General features: G+C 53.4%; 17 protein-coding genes. 15 read left to right on the top strand and 2 right to left on the bottom strand.

Annotated features, from left to right (window positions below; genetic code table 11):
- The first annotated feature begins 21 nt into the window (after nt 1-21).
- From ruvC to JR346_RS05095, 7 genes are all read left to right on the top strand, one after another.
- Nucleotides 22-678 (top strand): crossover junction endodeoxyribonuclease RuvC, encoded by a 657-nt coding sequence (ruvC, locus tag JR346_RS05065; RefSeq protein ID WP_205483891.1) that lies wholly within the window; start codon nt 22-24, stop codon nt 676-678.
- Nucleotides 679-766: 88 nt separating this feature from the next.
- Nucleotides 767-1,393 carry a Holliday junction branch migration protein RuvA gene (ruvA, locus tag JR346_RS05070; RefSeq protein ID WP_205483729.1) on the top strand — a complete coding sequence of 209 codons (627 nt, stop codon included), beginning with the start codon at nt 767-769 and terminating at the stop codon, nt 1,391-1,393.
- A 36-nt stretch (nt 1,394-1,429) separates the two neighbouring features.
- Nucleotides 1,430-2,461 (top strand): Holliday junction branch migration DNA helicase RuvB, encoded by a 1,032-nt coding sequence (ruvB, locus tag JR346_RS05075; protein ID WP_205483731.1) that lies wholly within the window; start codon nt 1,430-1,432, stop codon nt 2,459-2,461.
- A 136-nt stretch (nt 2,462-2,597) separates the two neighbouring features.
- Nucleotides 2,598-3,005: a preprotein translocase subunit YajC gene (yajC, locus tag JR346_RS05080; RefSeq protein ID WP_205483733.1), complete on the top strand. Its 408-nt coding sequence runs from the start codon at nt 2,598-2,600 to the stop codon at nt 3,003-3,005.
- Nucleotides 3,006-3,089: 84 nt separating this feature from the next.
- Nucleotides 3,090-4,787 carry a protein translocase subunit SecD gene (gene secD, locus JR346_RS05085; RefSeq protein ID WP_205483735.1) on the top strand — a complete coding sequence of 566 codons (1,698 nt, stop codon included), beginning with the start codon at nt 3,090-3,092 and terminating at the stop codon, nt 4,785-4,787.
- A complete protein-coding gene (gene secF / locus JR346_RS05090; RefSeq protein ID WP_205483737.1) occupies nt 4,777-5,844 on the top strand; it encodes a protein translocase subunit SecF in 1,068 nt (355 codons plus the stop codon). The genes secD and secF overlap by 11 nt, the downstream gene beginning before the upstream one ends.
- Nucleotides 5,845-6,179: 335 nt before the next feature.
- The gene (locus JR346_RS05095; protein ID WP_205483893.1) at nt 6,180-8,477 is read left to right on the top strand and encodes a bifunctional (p)ppGpp synthetase/guanosine-3',5'-bis(diphosphate) 3'-pyrophosphohydrolase; all 2,298 of its coding nucleotides are present in this window, start codon (nt 6,180-6,182) and stop codon (nt 8,475-8,477) included.
- A gap of 134 nt (nt 8,478-8,611) precedes the next feature.
- Here the strand turns inward: JR346_RS05095 and JR346_RS05100 are convergent, their stop codons facing one another.
- The gene (locus tag JR346_RS05100) at nt 8,612-9,358 is read right to left on the bottom strand and encodes a hypothetical protein (protein WP_205483739.1); all 747 of its coding nucleotides are present in this window, start codon (nt 9,356-9,358) and stop codon (nt 8,612-8,614) included.
- Nucleotides 9,359-9,467: 109 nt separating this feature from the next.
- A complete protein-coding gene (locus JR346_RS05105; protein ID WP_204875772.1) occupies nt 9,468-10,751 on the bottom strand; it encodes a DUF349 domain-containing protein in 1,284 nt (427 codons plus the stop codon).
- A 370-nt stretch (nt 10,752-11,121) separates the two neighbouring features.
- Between JR346_RS05105 and hisS the strand changes: the two genes are divergently transcribed.
- From hisS to JR346_RS05145, 8 genes are all read left to right on the top strand, one after another.
- Nucleotides 11,122-12,471, top strand: coding sequence for a histidine--tRNA ligase (gene hisS, locus JR346_RS05110; RefSeq protein WP_204875773.1), 1,350 nt, complete (start codon nt 11,122-11,124; stop codon nt 12,469-12,471).
- Nucleotides 12,472-12,555: 84 nt separating this feature from the next.
- Entirely contained in the window at nt 12,556-14,331 is a 1,776-nt protein-coding gene (aspS, locus tag JR346_RS05115) for an aspartate--tRNA ligase (protein ID WP_204875774.1), read from the top strand.
- 91 nt (nt 14,332-14,422) lie between these two features.
- Nucleotides 14,423-14,860 (top strand): D-aminoacyl-tRNA deacylase, encoded by a 438-nt coding sequence (gene dtd, locus JR346_RS05120; protein ID WP_205483741.1) that lies wholly within the window; start codon nt 14,423-14,425, stop codon nt 14,858-14,860.
- Nucleotides 14,860-16,257: a replication-associated recombination protein A gene (locus JR346_RS05125; RefSeq protein WP_205483743.1), complete on the top strand. Its 1,398-nt coding sequence runs from the start codon at nt 14,860-14,862 to the stop codon at nt 16,255-16,257. Before dtd ends, JR346_RS05125 begins: the two co-directional genes overlap by 1 nt.
- 291 nt (nt 16,258-16,548) lie before the next feature.
- On the top strand, nt 16,549-17,697 hold the full coding sequence (locus JR346_RS05130) for a hypothetical protein (protein ID WP_205483745.1): 1,149 nt from the start codon (nt 16,549-16,551) through the stop codon (nt 17,695-17,697).
- Between the two features lie 380 nt (nt 17,698-18,077).
- Entirely contained in the window at nt 18,078-18,710 is a 633-nt protein-coding gene (gene rpsD / locus JR346_RS05135; protein ID WP_205483747.1) for a 30S ribosomal protein S4, read from the top strand.
- A 191-nt stretch (nt 18,711-18,901) separates the two neighbouring features.
- Nucleotides 18,902-19,357: a DUF948 domain-containing protein gene (locus JR346_RS05140; RefSeq protein ID WP_370592602.1), complete on the top strand. Its 456-nt coding sequence runs from the start codon at nt 18,902-18,904 to the stop codon at nt 19,355-19,357.
- Complete coding sequence (locus JR346_RS05145) at nt 19,357-19,827, top strand: peptide chain release factor 4 (protein ID WP_205483751.1); 471 nt, start codon at nt 19,357-19,359, stop codon at nt 19,825-19,827. Before JR346_RS05140 ends, JR346_RS05145 begins: the two co-directional genes overlap by 1 nt.
- Nucleotides 19,828-19,876 lie beyond the last annotated feature (49 nt).

Raw genomic sequence — 19,876 nt, forward strand, 5'->3', positions numbered from 1 at the left:
TCCCATGTTTTCAGGCGCCCGGTGGGTGAGCATGAAGCTCGCGTTCCGGGCGCCGCCCGTATCTTAGGGGTTGACCCCGGTTTGACGCGGTGCGGTTTTGGGGTGGTTGATATGACTGCCAACCGCAAGGCGTATTTTGTGGATGTGGGGGTTGCTGGAACCGCTGCCGCCCAGCCTCTTGATACCCGCGTCCACACTATTTTTGAGGCTGCTGGGCAGTGGCTTGATGCCTATAAGCCCGATGCCTTGGCAATTGAACGTATCTTTGCTCAGGAGCAGGTGAATACTGTGATTGGTACCGCCCACGCTTCGGGTGTGGTGATTGCTGCGGCTGCTTCGCGGGGTATCCCGGTTTTCTTTCACACTCCGTCTGAGGTGAAAGCTGCTGTGACGGGTTCTGGACGCGCCGATAAGCCGTCGGTGCAGCGCATGGTGGCGCGCATTCTGGGTCTGGAGACTCTGCCTAAACCTGCGGACGCGGCGGACGCGCTGGCGCTTGCTATCTGTCATGGCTGGCGTGGTGGTGGCATCGGTTCTGGCATCAACATGGCGGCAACTACTCAGACTCACCAGGGCTCGCGTCCATCTGCTGCGCGGGTGCGTCGCATACAGAACCTTACTCCTGCCCAGCAGGCGTGGGCTGACGCTGAAGCCAAAGCCCGCCGTGCGGGGCAGTAGATGGGCGCGGAACAGGTGAGCAAACGGGTAGCTGCGCTGTGTGTGGCTGAGTGGATTTTCGAACATATTTTCTAATAGTATGGGTTCTATGATTGCTTCTTTGACCGGCCGCGTGGTACACGTTGGTCTTGATTCTGCCGTAATTGATGTCAATGGCTTTGGCATGCTGGTGAATGCCCCTGCCCGAGTGCTTGCTTCTTTGCGTACCGGTGAAACGGCAACGGTTCTCACCACCATGATTGTGCGTGAAGATTCCATGACTCTTTACGGTTTTTCTGAACCTGCTGAGCGGGCAGTTTTTGACCTCTTACTCTCAGTCTCAGGTGTGGGGCCGCGTATCGCTTTAGCTGCGCTAGGCATTCACACTGCTCAAGATATTGAGCGGGCGGTAACAATGGGTGATGATAAAGCTTTTACTAAGGTGCCCGGCATTGGTCCTAAGGGTGCCCGCCGCATTGTTTTGGAACTCGCGGGTAAGCTGATTCTTTCGGGCGAAGACCAGTCTGCCGATCGACTACCGCTGAATACCGGTATCGTCTGGAAGCCTCAGGTTATTGATGCCCTCATGGGGTTGGGGTGGAGCGAGAAGGACGCCACCGCGTCCGTCGATACCTTCATTCAGCATGAACCGCAGGCTGAGACCATGACCGTTGCCCAGGCACTAAAAGCAGTGCTTGCGACTTTAGGCTCTCAGCATTCGCTGGGACGTCACTAATTTTTTTCAGCCTTTTACGAAAGATCACCAGTTTCTATGAGTTTTGATTCCGCAGCTGAGATTCCCGGTCAGCGTCTTGTTGCCATGGAGGAAGAGCCAGAAGAGAAGATGATTGAGGCGGCGCTTCGCCCCAAGTCGCTGGACGATTTTGTGGGGCAGAAGCGGGTGCGTCAGCAGCTTTCTCTGGTGCTTGAGGCGTCAAAAATGCGCGGACGCTCCGCCGACCATGTTTTGCTGTCGGGGCCTCCCGGTCTGGGTAAAACAACTCTGTCGATGATTATCGCCGCTGAGATGGAGGCACCGTTGCGTATTACGTCCGGACCTGCCATTCAACATTCGGGTGATTTGGCGGCTATTCTTTCGTCCTTGACCCCCGGCGAAGTTCTCTTTCTCGATGAAATTCACCGCATGAGCCGCCCAGCCGAAGAAATGCTCTATATGGCGATGGAGGATTTCCGTGTAGATATTGTGGTGGGTAAGGGTGCCGGTGCCACCTCTATTCCTCTAAAGTTGCCTCCTTTTACCCTGGTGGGCGCTACCACCCGTGCAGGTTTGTTACCCGGTCCCTTGCGTGACCGCTTTGGTTTTACCGGTCACCTTGAGTTCTATTCGGTGGACGAGCTACAGCTGGTCTTGCGCCGTTCAGCGGGGCTTATGGATATGCAGATTTCTTCTGAAGGGTTCGCCGAAATTGCCGGACGTTCCCGTGGCACCCCGCGTATTGCCAACCGCCTCTTGCGTCGTGTGCGAGATTGGGCGCTGGTTAACGGCATTGATTACATCAACGCCCACGATGCTGCTGCCGCTCTTGATATGTATGAAGTGGATGCGCGCGGTCTTGATCGCCTTGACCGCGAGGTGCTCGAAGCCCTGATTCACAAATTCGGTGGTGGCCCTGTAGGTCTTTCTACTCTTGCTATTGCGGTGGGCGAAGAAACTGAAACTGTTGAAACGGTGGCTGAGCCCTACTTGGTGCGTGAGGGGTTGATTGGTCGTACACCGCGCGGACGCGTGGCTCTACCTGCTGCCTGGGAGCATTTGGGCTTAGAGGCACCCGATTTACCCTAGCCTAGGGGCACCACTTTCTCAATAGACAGCTTCAAGCCGTGACTTTACTGAGGTTTACCTTAGTGGCGCGTTTGTTCTGGGCTAGACCGGTACGTCTACTAGTATGGGATTAATTGTTTTTTGACGTTAGGTTTCTATGAATTCGGGTTCTTCATCCAGCGCAGTTTTCTATATTCTCATGCTGGTGCTGATGGTGGTCTTTCTCTTTATCCTGCCGGCTCGCCGTGCGAAGGCTCTGCGGGCACAGATTCAGCAGATGCACGACAGTTTGCAGGCGGGTACCCAGATTGTAACCGTGGCGGGCATTTTTGGAGTGATCCAAGAGGTTAATAGGGATTCTCAGTTTGCTTTGGTTGAGATTGCACCCGGCACTGTGGTCAAGATACGTTTGGCGGCTATTGCTGAAATCGTTGAGACCGGCGCTCCCCATGTTCAGTCTGCCGTTCAGATTTCTTCCGAGCAGCCCGCATCAGCTGTGGAGTACCCGGCATCGGGTGCATCTGAGAGCTCGCGCGTAGCCGATAACGAGCGTCCGCAACAGTAAAGATTTTTCTCGCACGCAAGTAGCACATCCGGTGCTGCTTGCGTGCTTTAGTATTGTGAGCACACAAGAAGGAGTAGTGGGGGTATGACCCGTAAACTCTCTCATGCTAGAAACACTCTGGTGGGTATGTTTTTAGTAATCGCCGCTGTGGTGGGCGGAATTTTTGCTACCACAGCATCGGGTGGCTCCTGGTCGCCCAAGTTGGCGCTGGACCTTTCCGGGGGCACCCAGTTGATTCTTGCACCGCAGGTTTCAGGTTCTGATTCTCAAGAGGTGACAGAGGAGCAGCTTGAGCAAGCGGTTGATATTATTCGTCAGCGTGTGGATGGCTCAGGTGTTGCTGAAGCTGAGGTTACTACTCAGTCGGGGCAGAACGTTGTGGTGTCTTTGCCGGGTGCGCTTGATAAGCAGACCCGTGATTTGATTCAGGCATCCGCGCAGATGTCTTTCCGTTCGGTATTGCAGGCGGGGGCACCTACGGCTGTTGCTGAGGAAAGTCGTTTGTCGGAGGATCAGTTGCCTCAGCCTGCGGGGGAGCCTGAGAACGGTTCAGACCCTAACTGGATCAGCGCTGATTTGTACCGTCAGTTTGAGGCTTTGGATTGTGCCGCTGTTGCTAACGAGGACGCCGAAGCACAAAACCCTGAAAACGCGATTGTTGCCTGTGCAACCGATGGCACTGAGAAGTACATTCTGGGCCCGGTGGAGCTTAACGGTACCGATATTAAGAACGCATCCTACGGTCAGGTACAGTCTGCTCAGGGTTTTGCGACCGGTCAGTGGGGTGTGAATATTGAATTCACCGATACTGCTCGTGAAGTGTTCCGCGATATCACCACTCGTATGGTTGGTATTGGTGCTACTACCCCCGGTAGCCCCCGTTCTCGTTTTGCGATTTTGCTTGATGGCAAGGTGCTTTCTTCACCTTCATCTAAGGCTATTATTGCCGACGGTCGCGCGCAGATTACCGGTAACTTTACTGAAGAGAGCGCTAAGGCGCTGAGCGAGCAGCTTAAGTATGGTGCTTTGCCCATTAGCTTTGCTATTCAGTCTGAGCAGCAGATTTCAGCAACCCTGGGTACCGACCAGTTGAAGTGGGGTCTGTTAGCGGGTCTGATTGGTCTGGTGTTGGTCTTCATTTACTCAATTTTCCAGTACCGCCTGGTGGGTCTGGTTAATATCTTCTCCATCATTGTCGCGGCTATTTTTTCGCTGGCTTTGATTGTTTTGCTGGGCAACCTGATGAACTACCGTCTGTCATTGGCGGGTGTTGCCGGTTTGATTGTGTCGATTGGCTTGATGGCTGACTCCTTCATCGTCTACTTTGAACGTATTCGCGATGAGATTCGTAGTGGCAGAACTATTGCCGCAGCGATTGATCACGGTTGGCAACGTGCCCAGCGCACTATTTTGGCGTCGAAGGCAGTGAACCTACTGGCTGCGGTTGTGCTGTACCTGGCGTCGGTGGGTAACGTTCGTGGTTTTGCCTTTACTCTGGGATTGACCGCGATTTCTGACCTGGTAGTGACCTACCTGCTGATTCACCCGCTGATTGTTCTTCTGGGCAACACCAGCTATTTCAAGAACGGTGGGCGTTTCTCAGGTATGGATCCGGTGGCGCTGGGCGCTACTCCGTTGTACCGAGGTGCCGGACGCGTCCGCACGCCCGATGAAGCGCCGCTAGAAAGCGCGGCAGAGCGTCGCCGGGCTGCACGTTTGGCAGCTGAACAAGAAGCTCTAGAAGCTGACAAGATGAAGGCAGGTGGCAACCGTGGCGAATAAACTAGCTCAATTTGGTAATGATCTACATTCGGGGCAAAAGTCTTTTGGGTTTGTTGCCAACCGTAAAAAATGGGCTGTGCTGGCTCTACTGATTGTGGTGGCGGCTGCTTTGGTGCCGGTACTGCGCGGTGGCTTCAACCTTGGTATTGAGTTCCGCGGGGGTTCAGAGTTCACTGTTTCCTCCGTTCAGCAGACTGCCCCTGCCATCGGTGAAAATGCCATCTTTACAGCTGCACCCGAAGCGTCAGATGTACGTGTTACGAACATCGCCCCCGGTACTATGCGTGCCCAGATGAGCGAGCTGACTGACGATCAGACGCTTGCTGTTGCGTCATCCCTACGCGATGCCTATGCGGTGAGTGATGCTGAGGTGACCTCATCCTTTGTTGGCCCAACCTGGGGTGCTGATGTAACCCGTCAGGCGCTGTGGGGTTTGGTCTGGTTCGTTACCCTGGTCATGGCTGGTATGGCGCTTTACTTCCGCACCTGGAAGATGGCAGTCTCAGCCATTGCCGGTCTTATTTTCACTGTGGTTACCACCGTCGGTCTTTACGCACTGATTGGTTTGGAGATTACCCCTAGTGCAATTATTGGGTTCCTGACGATTCTCAGTTACTCGTTGTACGACACGGTGGTGGTCTTCGATAAAATTCGTGAAAACACAGCCCGCGCGTTTGAAGGTAAAGACAAGACCTTTGGTGAGCAGATTAACCTGGCTATCAACCAGACCCTGGTACGTTCCATCAACACCTCGATTGTTGGTTTGCTGCCGGTGGGGTCGATTCTTTTCATTGGTTCGCTGATGCTCGGAGCGGGTACTCTCAAAGACCTCTCGTTGGCTCTTTTCATCGGTATCATCGTGGGTACCTTAGGTACTCTTTTTGTTGCTGCACCGGTTTATGCGTGGCTGCGCCTGGGAGAGAAGGCTATTGTCGAACACGACGCGCTGGTTGAAAAGCACCGCCGCGGCGAGATCACAGAAGAACACAATGAGCAGCCGGTTACTCGACCTGAAGCAACCATGCAACGCATCGAGGTAAACAACATCAATCTGTAAAAGTCAAAGGTGAGGAACGCGGCATTACGTCGCGGTGACTTTAACGTAGCGGTATATCCCGCCGACCCATCAATGAGGGTTCGGCGGGATATACCGTTTAAAAACGCGACTTTGTGGGGAATAGAGGCACAACAGCAGCTATTGATCGAAGACCTTACACAAAAGGTTCAGACTTTCTTGGCTAGAGCGGGGCACTTTGACACATTCGTTCGCGCGATTGCTTAGAATAAATCTACACACCATGCCATCGAAAGGAGTTGACCGTGTCTGTTCAAGAGAACTCGAGTCAAAATTTGGGTAGGGCAAAGAAGCCTACCCGCGGCTCCCATCGAGTGATGTCGGCAGGAGAGCGCGTCCCCACCCGCCTTGTTTTCCCGCGAGTAAACCCACAGAATGCGTCCGCGCGTCACTATTCGCCGGTGTTGGCGCCGGTGATCCGTACGGTGAAGAAATACCACCCGAACGAGGACTTGGATGTTATTCAGCGTGCCTTTGAGGTTGCTGATAAGTACCACCGCGGGCAGAAGCGTAAGAGCGGGGATCCTTATATTACTCACCCGGTTGCGGTAACCACTATTTTGGCGGAGCTTGGTGCTACCGGCCCGCTGCTGGTGGCTGGATTGCTGCACGATACCGTTGAAGATACTGAGTACACTAAAGAGCAACTGACGGCTGACTTTGGTGAGGAAATTGCACTGCTGGTTAACGGTGTGACTAAGCTCGATAAGGTTGATTACGGTGTGAATGCGCCGATTGAGACTATTCGCAAGCTGATTATTGCCATGACCCAGGACGTGCGTGTGCTGCTCATTAAGCTGGCGGATCGTCTGCACAATGCCCGTACCTGGCGTTTCGTCTCGCCCGGTTCTGCGGCAAAGAAGGCAGAGGAAACCCTGAAGTTTTATGCTCCGCTGGCGCATCGGCTGGGACTGAACACTATTAAGTGGGAGCTTGAGGATCTTTCTTTTGCGGCGATGTCACCTGATGTTTATGCCGAGCTGGTAGAGATGGTAGGTGAGCGCACCCCGCAGATGGAAAAGCATTTAGCGGACGCGCGCATCACGATTGCGAACCGTCTGACGGATACGGGTATTGAGGCTCAGGTTACTGGAAGACCCAAGCACTTCTATTCGATTCACCAGAAGATGGTGACCCAGAATAAGAACTTTGATGATATCAATGATATTTTGGCTGTTCGTATTCTGGTGGAGGACGAGGACGCATGCTACAGCGCGCTGGGGCAGGCGATGAGTATTTGGCCGATTGTTCCGGGGCGGTTTAAGGATTATATTCGTACTCCGAAGAATAATCATTATCAGTCTTTGCATATTACCTTGATTGGTCCTGGCGGTTTTCCGCTGGAGGTGCAGATTCGCACCTATAAGATGCATGAAGAGGCTGAGTACGGCCTTGCGGCGCATTGGCGGTATAAGGCTGCTTCGCGCGGTGAGTCGCTTGAGGCGAAGAAGGAGCCGGACACTCATACGCAGTCGATTAACATCGGTATTTTGCAGAGTATTGCTGAGATTTCGAGTTCTAACCCGGATTCTGAGAAGTTCTATGAGATGTTGGCTGACACTCTGGATACCGATGAGATTGTGGTGCTGACACCTCAGGGTAAGCCTATTGCTTTGCCTGCCGGTTCTACACCGGTGGATTTTGCTTACGCTGTGCATACTGAGGTGGGGGAGAAGACGGTGAGTGCCCATGTCAATGGCAAGATGGTGCCCCTGCACGCTCAGTTGGTGTCAGGTAGCACGGTGGAGATTACAACCAGTAAGTCACCAACTGCCGAGCCGAGTGAGGATTGGCTAAAGTTTGTTAAGTCCTCTCGTGCTCGCACGAAGATTCGCCAGTACTTTGCTAAGGGGCGTCGTCTGGAGGCGATTGATAAGGGTAAAGAACAGCTGACGAAGGCTATGCGTCACCATGAGTTGCCTTTACAGAAGATGATGACTCAGAGCCTCATGACGCAGGTTGCTCATAAGCTGAACAAGAACGATATGGCGACTCTCTACCACTCTGTAGGCGAGGGGACTGTCTCTACCCAGGACGTCATCGATCACTTGGTGTCTCTCTACTACGGTCATCAGGGTACACCTGAACCTGAGGTAGACGAGTTCGACGAGGTCATGTTTGGTAGCCCAACCACACTGGAGAACAGTAACAACGGTGTGATGGTAGCGGGCGCGGATTCTGTGATGACCCGTATTGCTCGTTGTTGTAGCCCTATTCCGCCCGATGAAATTGTTGGTGTGGTGACTAAGATGCAGGGTATTTCTGTTCACTGCAAAGATTGCACCAACGTTGCGAGTGAGGAGAGTGCTGCTCGTTCGGTCGAGGTCAAGTGGGCGCCCAACAGCAACACAACCTACCAGGTACGTCTTCAAATTGAGGCGCTTGATCGTCGCGGTTTGATTGCTGATATCACCAAGGTTTTTGCGGAGCAGCGAGTAAACGTGGTTGATATGCGAACTGCTACTACCCGTGACCGTGTTGCTATCTCAACGTATCAGTTGGATATCAGCGATAGGTTCATGGTGGAGCACCTCATTAACGTGTTGTTGAATGTCAAGGGTGTTTACAGCGCCTACCGCCTCACCGGCACGCGTCCTGAGCATGTTCATGCTTAGGTTTGTGGCATCCTAAAAGCTGCGTGTTGTTCACTCTCATTAAAGAGGCCCCCACTATTGGCTACCTCGCCGGTGGCGGGGGCTTTTCTGATTGCTCAGAGACACGTAGGTTGGGCGTTGTCGATGATTGCCACCTATCTCGTGTCTAGGGTAGAGGCAATTTTTTCGGCAATGAGTAGGCGTGCTAGACCTTGCTTCTTATATTTGAGGTAGGGCGTCTGTCGCAGATAAAATCGCACTTTTTCAACCGTACAGCCGAGAACTCCGTGTGCGAGGATATACGGCACAACAGCCTCACTGGCATCGGGGTCGTAGATGAGCATATCTGCCACGGTACGCAGGGGAGTGGCGCATCGTATGCCGTTGAAAGTCAGATCGTCGTAGAGATGAAAGTTGATTTGGTGGGCAATGATTCCTTTGCGTTCGAGCATTCCTATGTTGGCGCGGCGGTGGCGGTTGAAGTCAATGTGTACTACTGGGCAGGCGGTGGTGAACCCCCATACCCAGCTGGCTGTTGAGCGCGAGATGCGCCCATCATAGAGACTAAAAACCTCAGGAAATTGCAGAGAGACCGCAAGGGCCCTGTGGCGGGCAGTAACGGTGGTGTTTTGTTCCACGTAGATGCTTCCGTGCAGATGAACCAGCCCTAGCTCTCGGGCAAAGACGTCATGTTCTTCAACTGCTATTCCGGCACTTGCTAGATTGACTAAATCGTCGAGGCACAGCTGACCAAGAGAACTTTCAAAGGTGCTGTGGTTGGTGGCAATAGTGCTGGGTGTTGAGGGCGGACGCCAGTGGGCAACCTGGGCTTGTGCGCTATGGGTGCCTGCTAGCAGGGGGTAGGGCAGTGCGGTCAGTAGAGAAGTTCGTGTGTGGTTCATGGTGTTCAATCTACAACAGACGGGCATAAAAAATCTCGCACTGCCTCAGAGCCTGTGGATAACTCTGTAACAGTGCGAGATAAAGCCTAGTCAGCTATGTTTTTAGCGTTTAGGCATTGAAGTCAGATGATGATGCCTGCAAGGTTGCCAGCCACTGACGGCGAGCTTCAAGTGCTTCTTCAGCTTTCTTGATTTTGTTGGCGTTGCCGGTGGCGCGCGCCTTTTCAAGGTCAGCTTCAAGACCTGCGATGGCTTCTTCAAGCTGAGTCAGCATGGAGTTAGCGCGTGCTTTCTTCTCGGGGTCGGTCTTTGACCATTTAGCCTGCTCAGCGCCGTTGATTTCGTCCTGAATCTTACGCAGCTCACCCTCAACGCGACGTACTGCGTTGCGGGGTACCTTACCTGCTGCGTCCCAGCGGTCAAGAATGGGTTCAAGCGCTGCTTTTGCTGCCTTGATGTCGGTGACGGGCAGAATAGCGCGTGCTTCTTCGAGCAGACCTTCCTTGACGGCGAGGTTAGCTTCGAACTCTTTGTCGAGTTCAGCGTTAGCTGCGGTGCGCGCGTCGAAGAACTTGTCCTGAGCGGCGCGGAATCGTGCCCACAGTGCGTCGTCCTCTCGACGTGATGCGCGGGGAGCTGCTTTCCAACGATCCATCAGATCGCGGTACTTGGTAGCGGTTTCAGCCCAATCGGTGGAGCTGGAGAGCACTTCAGCTTCTTCAATCAGTGCTTGCTTGGCTTTCTTCGCCTTAGCGTTTTGGGTGTCAAGCTGCGAGAAATGAGCGCGTCGTGCTTTGTCGAAAGAGGTGCGGGCGGCGCGGAATCGTTTCCACAAATCGTCCTCTACTGACTTCGCCAGGTGAAGGGTGCGCTGAACCTGCTTCCACTCTTCAAAGAGCTCGTTCATGCGGTTGGAGGAGTTCTTCCAGTGGATGCTGGCTTCGTCCTGAGCTGCGATGGTTTCAGCTTCGGCAACGATGGTTTCACGGGCTTCAATAGCCTTAGCGCGCTTGGCTTCTGACTCAGCTTTTTCTTCTTCTGCGCGTGCTGCAATCTTAGCGGTCAGGTTGGTCAGGCGCTCAGTGAGCTTGGTGTAGTCACCTACCATGTCACGCTTGGCAACCTGGGTTGCAAGGTGCTCAACCGCTTTCTGGGTGTCAGCTGCGGGAGCTTTATTTTCGACGCGAGCTTCAAGTAGAGCAACCTGCGCCTCTACGTTCTGGAACTTGCGGGCGAAGTAAGTCAGTGCTTCGTCTGCGCTCTGCGCTTCGGGAACCTGACCGACCACGAAGTCTTCGCCTTCAACAATGACGAAAACGTGGTTGTCGTCAGAGACGCGGCCGAACTTGCGGGCTTCTTCGAGGTTTACAGTGTCGTCGGATTTAGTAGTCACCGCTATAACTTTCTTGCTTGAGTGAACTGGAAAATAAGTTGCAGGTTTGTGGTTGTTTATCTGCAAAAACTTAGACTGCCGGTCACCATCGATGGGTTGAGGTTAAACCGGCAATTGATTTTAGTGTACTGAAGCGAGGGGCAGGTGTGCATCTTTGACACTGTTAAACAAGTGTGCGCTTGGAAAGGCGGTGAGAAGGGCTGAGGGTTATTGTGACCAATTCCAAGTGTTGAACTTGCGCGCGTAGGAGGTGTGCAGGTTGGGTGCGGTGCGCTGTTTCCAGTAATGTTAGGTGTAAGTGTGCGTTGGTCTCTGGTGGCTGGCGCGAGATTTTTACTGGTGTACCACCTTTTTTATGAGGAGATGACTCATGGCGCGTAAGGCTTCACTGTCTGGCTTTCCCGAGCACTTACCGGCTGAACGTCTGGTCGAAAACTTTGTGCTAGATACTTTGCGTGAGACCTTTGAGCTTCACGGATTTTCGTCGATTGAGACTCGCAGCGTTGAGACTGTTGAGCAGTTGCTGCGTAAGGGCGAGATTGATAAAGAGGTGTACGCTGTTTCACGTTTGCAAGAGGACGAGAGTGAGCGTGGCAAGAAGGAAAAGCTGGCGTTGCACTTTGATTTGACGGTGCCTTTTGCTCGTTATGTGGTGGAGAACGCCGGGTACTTGAACTTCCCGTTTATGCGTTATCAGATTCAGAAGGTGTGGCGCGGTGAGCGTCCGCAGGAGGGTCGTGCGCGTGAGTTCACTCAGGCTGATGTTGATGTAGTGGGCGATGGCGTCCTGCCTTTCCGCTATGACGTTGAGCTGGCGCTGGTAATGGTTGATGCCCTCTCGAAACTGCCTATTCCTGAGTTCAAGCTGCGTATTAATAACCGTAAGCTCTCTGAGGGGTTTTATAAGGGCATTGGGCTTGAAGATACTGCCGGTGTTCTGCGTTCGATTGACAAGATTGACAAGATTGGGTCGGACGCAGTTGCTCAGCTTCTCAAGGACGAGCTGGGTGCAAGTGATGAGCAGGCACAGGCTGCTATTAAGCTGGCGCAGATCAAAACCGAGGACACCTCTTTTGTTGAGCAGGTGCGCGCTTTGGGTGTGAACCATGAGCTGTTAGAGGAGGGCCTGACCGAGCTGAGCGAGGTTATTTCTGAGACTGCTAAGCGTGCCCCCGGTCGAGTGCGGGCTGATCTGTCAATTGCTCGCGGCCTTGATTACTACACCGGCACTGTCTACGAGACGGTGCTGGTGGGTCACGAGCAGCTGGGTTCCATTTGTTCCGGCGGTCGCTACGAGTCTTTGGCCTCTAACGGCAAGCGCACCTACCCCGGTGTGGGGTTGTCGATTGGTGTTACCCGCGTGGTAGCACGCATCCTTTCGCAAAACCTAGCAGAAGCATCTCGCGGTGTGCCTTCGGCAGTCTTTATTGCTTTGACTAACGATGAGATGTGGTCAGCAGCCCAGGACGTTGCTGATGCCCTGCGTACACGCAAGATTGCCTGTGAGGTTTCTGCAACCGCAGCGAAGTTCGGCAAGCAGATTAAGTACGCTGAAAAGCGTGGTATTCCTTTCGTGTGGTTTATCAACGAGAAGGAAGGTCAGCTGGTTCACGAGGTCAAAGACATTCGTACCGGTGAGCAGGTAGAAGCTGATCCCACTGCTTGGATGCCCCCGGCAGAGGACTTGCAGGTGCGCGTCCGCCCGGTTGTTGCTGAATAACACCAGCTTTCACTAGAAGTTTTATACATTATTGAACGTGCCGCCTCCGACAAAGAATCGGTGGCGCTAACGAAAGGACTATGAGTGCTACGCACACATACCCTCGGTGAACTAACTGCCGAGAACATTGGTGAGACCGTGACCCTAGCTGGTTGGGTAGCTCGCCGCCGCGACCACGGTGGTGTGGCTTTCGTCGATCTGCGCGACCGTGAAGGTGTCACCCAGGTTGTCTTCCACAATGAAGCTGACTTTGAGCACCTGCGTAATGAGTACGTGCTGAAGGTAACCGGTGAGGTTGCTAAGCGCCCCGAGGGCAATGAGAACCCCAACCTGACTACCGGTGAGATTGAGGTTATGGTCAAAGAGGTTGAGGTGCTGAACACCGCAGCGCCCCTGCCCTTTCAGATTGATGAGCACGTTGAGGTGGGTGAAGAGGCTCGCCTGAAGTACCGTTACCTCGATTTACGCCGCCCGGAGCCTGCGCGTCTGATGCGTTTGCGTTCGGATGCTAACCGCGCTGCTCGCGAGGTTCTGGCGGGGGATCAGTTCACTGAAGTTGAGACTCCCACCCTGACCCGTTCAACCCCTGAGGGTGCGCGTGACTTCTTGGTGCCCGCCCGTTTGGCGCCCGGTTCTTGGTACGCATTACCCCAGTCACCCCAGCTCTTCAAGCAGCTGTTGCAGGTGGGCGGTATCGAGAAGTACTACCAGATTGCTCGCTGCTACCGAGATGAGGATTTCCGCGCTGACCGTCAGCCTGAATTCACCCAGCTTGATATCGAGGCGTCTTTCGTTGATCAAGAAGACATCATCGATCTCGGTGAGCGCATTGTTGAGGCTGTATGGAACCTGATTGATGTGAAGGTTCCCCGCCCCATTGAGCGTATTACCTACAAGGACGCGATGGAGAAGTACGGCTCTGACAAGCCTGACCTTCGCTTTGGTCTTGAACTGACCGAGCTGACTGACTACTTCAAAGACACCACCTTCCGTGTATTCAAGGCTCCTTACGTGGGTGCTGTAGTGATGCCCGGTGGCGCATCTCAGGCACGTCGCACCCTCGATGCTTGGCAGGAATGGGCTAAGCAGCGCGGTGCTAAGGGTTTGGCGTATGTTTTGATTCAGGAAGATGGCGAACTGACCGGTCCTGTCGCAAAGAACATTACTGAAACTGAGCGTGAAGGTTTGGCTGCCGCAACCGGTGCAAAGCCCGGCGACTGCATCTTCTTTGCAGCCGGCGATGCCAAGTCCTCCCGTGCTCTGCTGGGTGCGGCTCGTGTTGAAATCGGTCACCGTACCGGTCTTATCAAGGACGGCAACTGGTCATTTGTGTGGGTAGTAGATGCGCCCATGTTCGAACCTGCTGCTGATGCTACTGCCTCCGGCGATGTTGCCTTGGGTAACTCAGCTTGGACTGCTGTTCACCATGCTTTCACTTCGCCCAAGCCCGAGTTCATGGATTCGTTCGACTCTGAGCCCGGTGAAGCACTTGCTTACGCCTACGACATTGTGTGCAACGGCAACGAAATTGGTGGCGGTTCAATCCGTATTCACCGTAAGGACGTTCAGGAGCGTGTCTTCAAGGTTATGGGCATCTCTGAAGAAGAAGCTCAGGAGAAGTTCGGCTTCTTGCTGGACGCTTTCTCCTTCGGCGCGCCTCCCATGGGCGGTATCGCTTTCGGTTGGGACCGCGTCCTGCAGCTGATTGGCGGCACCGACTCTATCCGTGACGTCATCGCCTTCCCCAAGACCGGTGGCGGCTTCGACCCGCTGACCGCAGCGCCCGCGCCGATTACCCCGGCTCAGCGCAAGGAAGCTGGCGTTGACTTCAAGCCGAAGAAGGATGAAGACAAGAAGTAGTCTTCTCATTGCGTAACTCTAGCGTCGCTGATGTGTAGCGGCGCTAGAGTTGTTTAAAGATTGTTTTTATTGTTGCGAGGGTGAGGTAGAGATGAAGGTTGTTCTGCAGCGGGTTTCTAACGCTAGCGTTGAGGTGGATGGTGCGGTAGTGGGCTCTATTGAAGGAGCCGGCTTGCTGGCTTTAGTGGGTATTACCCACGCTGATGGGCAGCGTGAGGTCGCTAAACTTACCGAGAAAACCCTCAATCAACGCATTTTTGCCGGTGAGAAGTCGGCTGCTGATATCGGTGCTCCTCTTTTGGTGGTTAGTCAGTTCACCCTCTATGCAGATATGAAGAAGGGGCGCCGCCCGTCCTGGTCACAGGCGGCTCCGGGGGCTGTGTCTGAGCCGATATATGAGGCCTACGTTCAGGCGCTCCGCGATGCCGGGGCGCAGGTTGAAACTGGAGTCTTTGGTGCCGACATGCAGGTGAGTTTGGTGAATGATGGTCCGGTGACCCTTCTGCTGGATTCTGAGGATTTGCTCTAATGGCTGATCTGTTCGATGCGGTAGACGATGATTCGACTGAATCTGAGGTTCGCAGGGTGCGTGCGCCTTTGGCTGTGCGTATGCGTCCGCGGGTGCTTGATGAGATTGTGGGGCAAAAGCATCTTTTACGCCCCGGTTCTCCCTTGCGAGTATTGGCGGGGGAGAAGGGGCGTGCCACCGCTGCCCAGTCGGTAATTTTGTGGGGCCCGCCCGGTATCGGTAAAACAACTCTCGCCAACGTGATTGCCCGCTCTGGTGGGCGCAAATTTGTGGAGCTTTCTGCTATTACCGCCGGTGTGAAAGATGTGCGCGCGGTGATGGAGCAGGCGCTGCAAGACAGAGATTTTCACGGTATTTCTACCGTGCTGTTTCTTGATGAGATTCACCGTTTTACGAAAGCCCAGCAGGATGCCTTGCTGCCGGGGGTTGAGAACGGGTGGGTGGTGCTGATTGCGGCAACCACGGAGAATCCTTCTTTTTCGGTGATTTCACCTTTGCTCTCGCGCTCTGTGTTGTTAACTCTCACCGCTTTAGAAGATGATGATATTGCTGACCTTTTGCAGCGAGCTGTGACCGATAGACGCGGACTCTACCGGTCGGTATCATTGAGTGATTCTGCTCGGGAACATCTGGTGCGAGCTTCAATGGGGGACGCTAGGCGCGCGCTCACTTCGTTGGAAGCTGCCGCTGCGGTTGCGCTCGAAGAAAGCTCCGACCATCAAAGCTCTGAGGTACAGCAGGAGAGTGTTCCTGAGATTACTCTGGAGCACGCTTTGGAGGCTTTGAACCAGGCGGCGGTGCGCTATGACCGTGCGGGAGACCAGCACTATGACATCACGAGTGCCTTTATTAAATCTATTCGTGGCTCTGATGTGAACGCTGCCTTGCACTATTTGGCGCGCATGATAGTGGCGGGGGAGGATCCACGGTTTATTGCCCGCCGCTTGGTGGTGCATGCGAGTGAAGATATCGGTATGGCTGATCCTACGGCACTGACGGCGGCGGTGAGCGCGGCGCAGGCGGTACAGCTGATCGGTATGCCTGAGGCGCGGTTGAATCTTGCCCAGGCAACTGTGCATCTGGCGACTGCACCCAAATCTAATGCGGTGTATCGGGCTATCGATGCGGCGATTGCCGATGTGAAAGCTGGGGGAGCTGGTTCCGTCCCGCTGCATCTGAGGGACGCTCATTATCAGGGTGCGGACGCGCTGGGGCACGGTCGCGGCTACATCTACCCGCACGATGAACCGGCAGCGGTAGCCGCCCAACAGTACCTACCCGATGAGCTGATGGGTACTGTATATTACGTTCCTTCCCGCTACGGAGCTGAGAAAATATTGGCAGAGCGGCTGGAGAGGCTGGAGGGTTTCTTGCGGTCGGGAGTGCAGCTCATATAGTGGGCAATAATTTATCCCTTGGAAGATGCGTTAGGTGTATGAAATATATCATTCAATAGTTTGAAGGGGCTGATTTGGAGACTATAATGCCTAGTCAAAGTTGGGTTAGGCAGGTTTGTGCTCTTGATGGTGAGTAATATTTTAACTTTTTTCTGCGGATATGCCTATAGATTGCGGGGGATTAGGATAATATGAGTGTTTGGGACTGAATTCAGCATGAAGTGAAATTCATGGATCTTTAGCTGTTGAGTTCCACAAGTTTTTATACCCCACCATACACTTTGAGGAACTATGACTCAGAATATTTCACGCCGTAGCTTGGCGAAGGGTGCCGCATGGGCGGCTCCTGTGGTAGCTGCAACCTCTACCATTCCTGCATATGCGGCTTCAAAATGCCCCCCCAATATAGATGTTGAGGTCGATAAATACTTCCAGGTGTACGCATCAACGTTGCCTGATCTTTCAAATTCAAGATGGCGCTTCTGGTGGACTGACGCAGCTCCTTCAAATGGTTTCCTACATCAGACAACAATCTCAGGTCAGTATGAGGGTGATGCCATCGACTTTGCTGCAAATCCATTTGTTTTCGAGTTTGCGCAGAAGAACGTAGACACCTCACCTGTTGTAAATAATATACTTGGTGGTCGTACTGGTCTTGGCAACTTCTCTGGAATTACTGTCCCAAGTATCTACCCTGCTTCAGGTGAATGGAATATTAACAATGGTGCTCCCGAGGGTGCAGAAGCCCGCATGGTAGGAGACTGCTCTGGCGCCAAAAACGCTCGTCAGCGTGATGTTTCACACTCTTCTTCCTTTGTGAAGTTCTACTCCTCTGATGGCTTTTATAAGCCGGAAGGTGTAGCTGCGGGAGAAGAAACCGGTATATGTGTGGGTGATGCCCTAACGTGGACATTGGCCGTTGAACCGGATACTGCTTACTATAATAATCTGCTAGTTGGTGGAAAACCACAGGATATATTGAATTCTCATTGGCGCGGTGGTGGACAGGATGGTGGACGTGTGTATACCGCTTTAGGTCTGCGCCCCATAGGTTTCCGTCCCCCTACTTATGTAGATATTAAGAACGCTCCCCAATTTTCAAATGTAGATGAAACTTGTCTACAAAATGCTTACCTCAAGCGTGTTGCTCGCTGGAAAGTTACCAAGGAGGGCCTAAGAGGATTGACGGTTCTCTTCACCGGTTGGAACACTCCTAATAACGGCTTGATTCAGAATTTAACTTACTCGGGTGATGCTTTTGTGTGGTCGAACGAGATTGGTAATTTTTACTTCACTCTAAACCCTGAGCGTACTGGTCGTGCATTTGCGATAAACGGTGCTTACAACAACGCTCTTGATTTCTTCGAGAGTACATATCGTGGCGTATCTTGGCGCGATGGTACAGCTTACGAAATTCGTCTACGTGACGGCATTTTCTAAAAATATTTTGGTTAATCGAAAAATGACGAAGATGGTTCCCTGCTTGAAGTGCAGGGAGCCATGTTTGTATATTTTTGATGTGAATGTTAGCAATCCCACCCGATTGGGTGCTGATGTCTTCTTCCTAGAAGCGAGAACTGCCCTGTAAAGTTAATTCTCGTAACTGGCAAGCGCACCAAAACGCGCGCGTCCACTCAAATGTTTCTTTATAAAAGAGGCGTGGGAGGGCTCGTGATCACCGATGCGTTGTAGTTTTTGGCTGCGGCTGCCAAGACTCTCCACCGCACGAACACGTGTGCGGCACAAGAGGAGGCCAGATTACAAGACAAATAATGCCTCACGCACCGATTTGTGAGGCGTTAACCGCTTGAAAGGCAATTATGGCTAAGCAGAATCGCACCCGCCGTACCGTACGTCACTCGCGTGCGCTCGGCATCGCACTGACCCCCAAGGCTGAAAAGTACCTGGAGCGTCGCCCGTATGGCCCCGGTCAGCACGGTCGCGCGCGTAGGAAAGCTGACTCAAACTACGCTACCCAGCTGAAAGAGAAGCAGCGTCTGCGCGCACAGTACAACATCCGCGAAGCACAGATGCGTCGCGCATACCTCGAAGCGAAGCGTATCGAAGGTCAGACCGGTAAGAACATGGTCGAAATCCTCGAAACCCGCCTCGACGCACTTGTACTGCGCTCAGGTTTCGCACGCACCATTGCAGCGGCACGTCAGCTCGTTGTACACCGTCACATCATGGTAGACGGCGTACGCGTTGACTGCCCCTCATTCCGTGTGAAGCCCGGTCAGCTCATTCACGTTCACCCCAAGTCAGAGAAGATGGCTCCCTTCCAGGTTGCAGCAACCGGTGCACACCAGGACGTGCTGCCTGACACTCCCGCTTACCTGAACGTTGAAATTGAGAAGCTGCACGCTAAGCTTGAGCGTTCACCCAAGCGCGAAGAGATTCCCGTGATCTGTGAAGAGCAGCTCGTGGTTGAATACTACTCACGCCTGGCGTAATCGCTAACCTAGTGGCCCGCGCCCCTCTGGCAACAGATGGGTTCGGGTCGCTAGTTATTTAAGAGACGATATTCTTCACGGTCGGCGCTAAATGGTGTGTGCCACCACGAAGGACTCTTAACTACGAAACTCAAAGCCCTTACAGTAGACTGTTATCAGTTCGTTATCTTTTAGTCGTTATGAGGTTCATTGTGAGTGCTCCCGAGGCAGCAGTTATAGTCCTAGCGTTTATCTCAGTGGCGCTAACCGTTGCCCTAGCTATTCCCCTGTGGAAGCTCGGCAAACTCTTTGATGAACTCACCCATACTGTCAAAGACCTCAATGCGAACACCACCCCGCTTATCGACGAGGTGACCCGCACTGTTGCTACCACCAACTCACAGCTTGAGAAGGTTGACGGCATCACCTCTAACGTCTCTGATGCTTCAGCTAATGTTTCAGCGCTTTCTTCGCTGGTTGCTTCAACGGTGGGTCAGCCACTGATTAAAGTCGCTTCTTTCTCTTACGGTCTGCGTAAGGCAGTCAAGGGCGATGATGCAGGCTCCAACCCCACCGCTACAGGCAGTACCGCAGCTGGCGCGTCTGCTCGCCCCACCGGTGAATCAGCTGGCTTTACCCAAGCCCCTGGTCAGGGCGGCAGTATCTAATGGGATTTCTCAGAACAGCGGCGCTGCTAGCCGGGGGCGCTATCGCAGGCTACTTGGCCTCCCAAACTCAAGAGCGCAGAAAACACGAAACATCTACAGAGCTTGAGCGTCAAGAGCACTCCGCTCAAGAACTTCTGACGCAAAGGCAGGCGAACATGGCAAAGTTCTTCGACTCGCCCCTGGGTAAGCCCCTGCAGCCCTATGCACTGAAAGCTGTAAAGTTCGCGGCTACGGTCAAGCAGGGAATGAACGAACGCGAGGAGCAGCTAAAAACCAAGTTTGATGCTCACGTTGAAGACGTGCGCCCCGGCTCTCTCGATGGCTGGGAGGAAGAACCCGGCAACCGTCCGTTAGAGTCAGCCGAACCCGGCGACTACCTCGAATCTGAAGTGGTTGAAGTCGATTCAGCAGAGGGCATCCGCCAAAGAATGGCGCGAGATACGCAATTAGGCAAAGACTTCTTCGCGTAATAGTCTTGAGTACACATAAGTTTTGATGATCGAAGGTAAGGAAAAACTT

It is taken from the genome of Rothia sp. ZJ932, from assembly GCF_016924835.1.
Lineage (GTDB): Bacteria > Actinomycetota > Actinomycetes > Actinomycetales > Micrococcaceae > Rothia.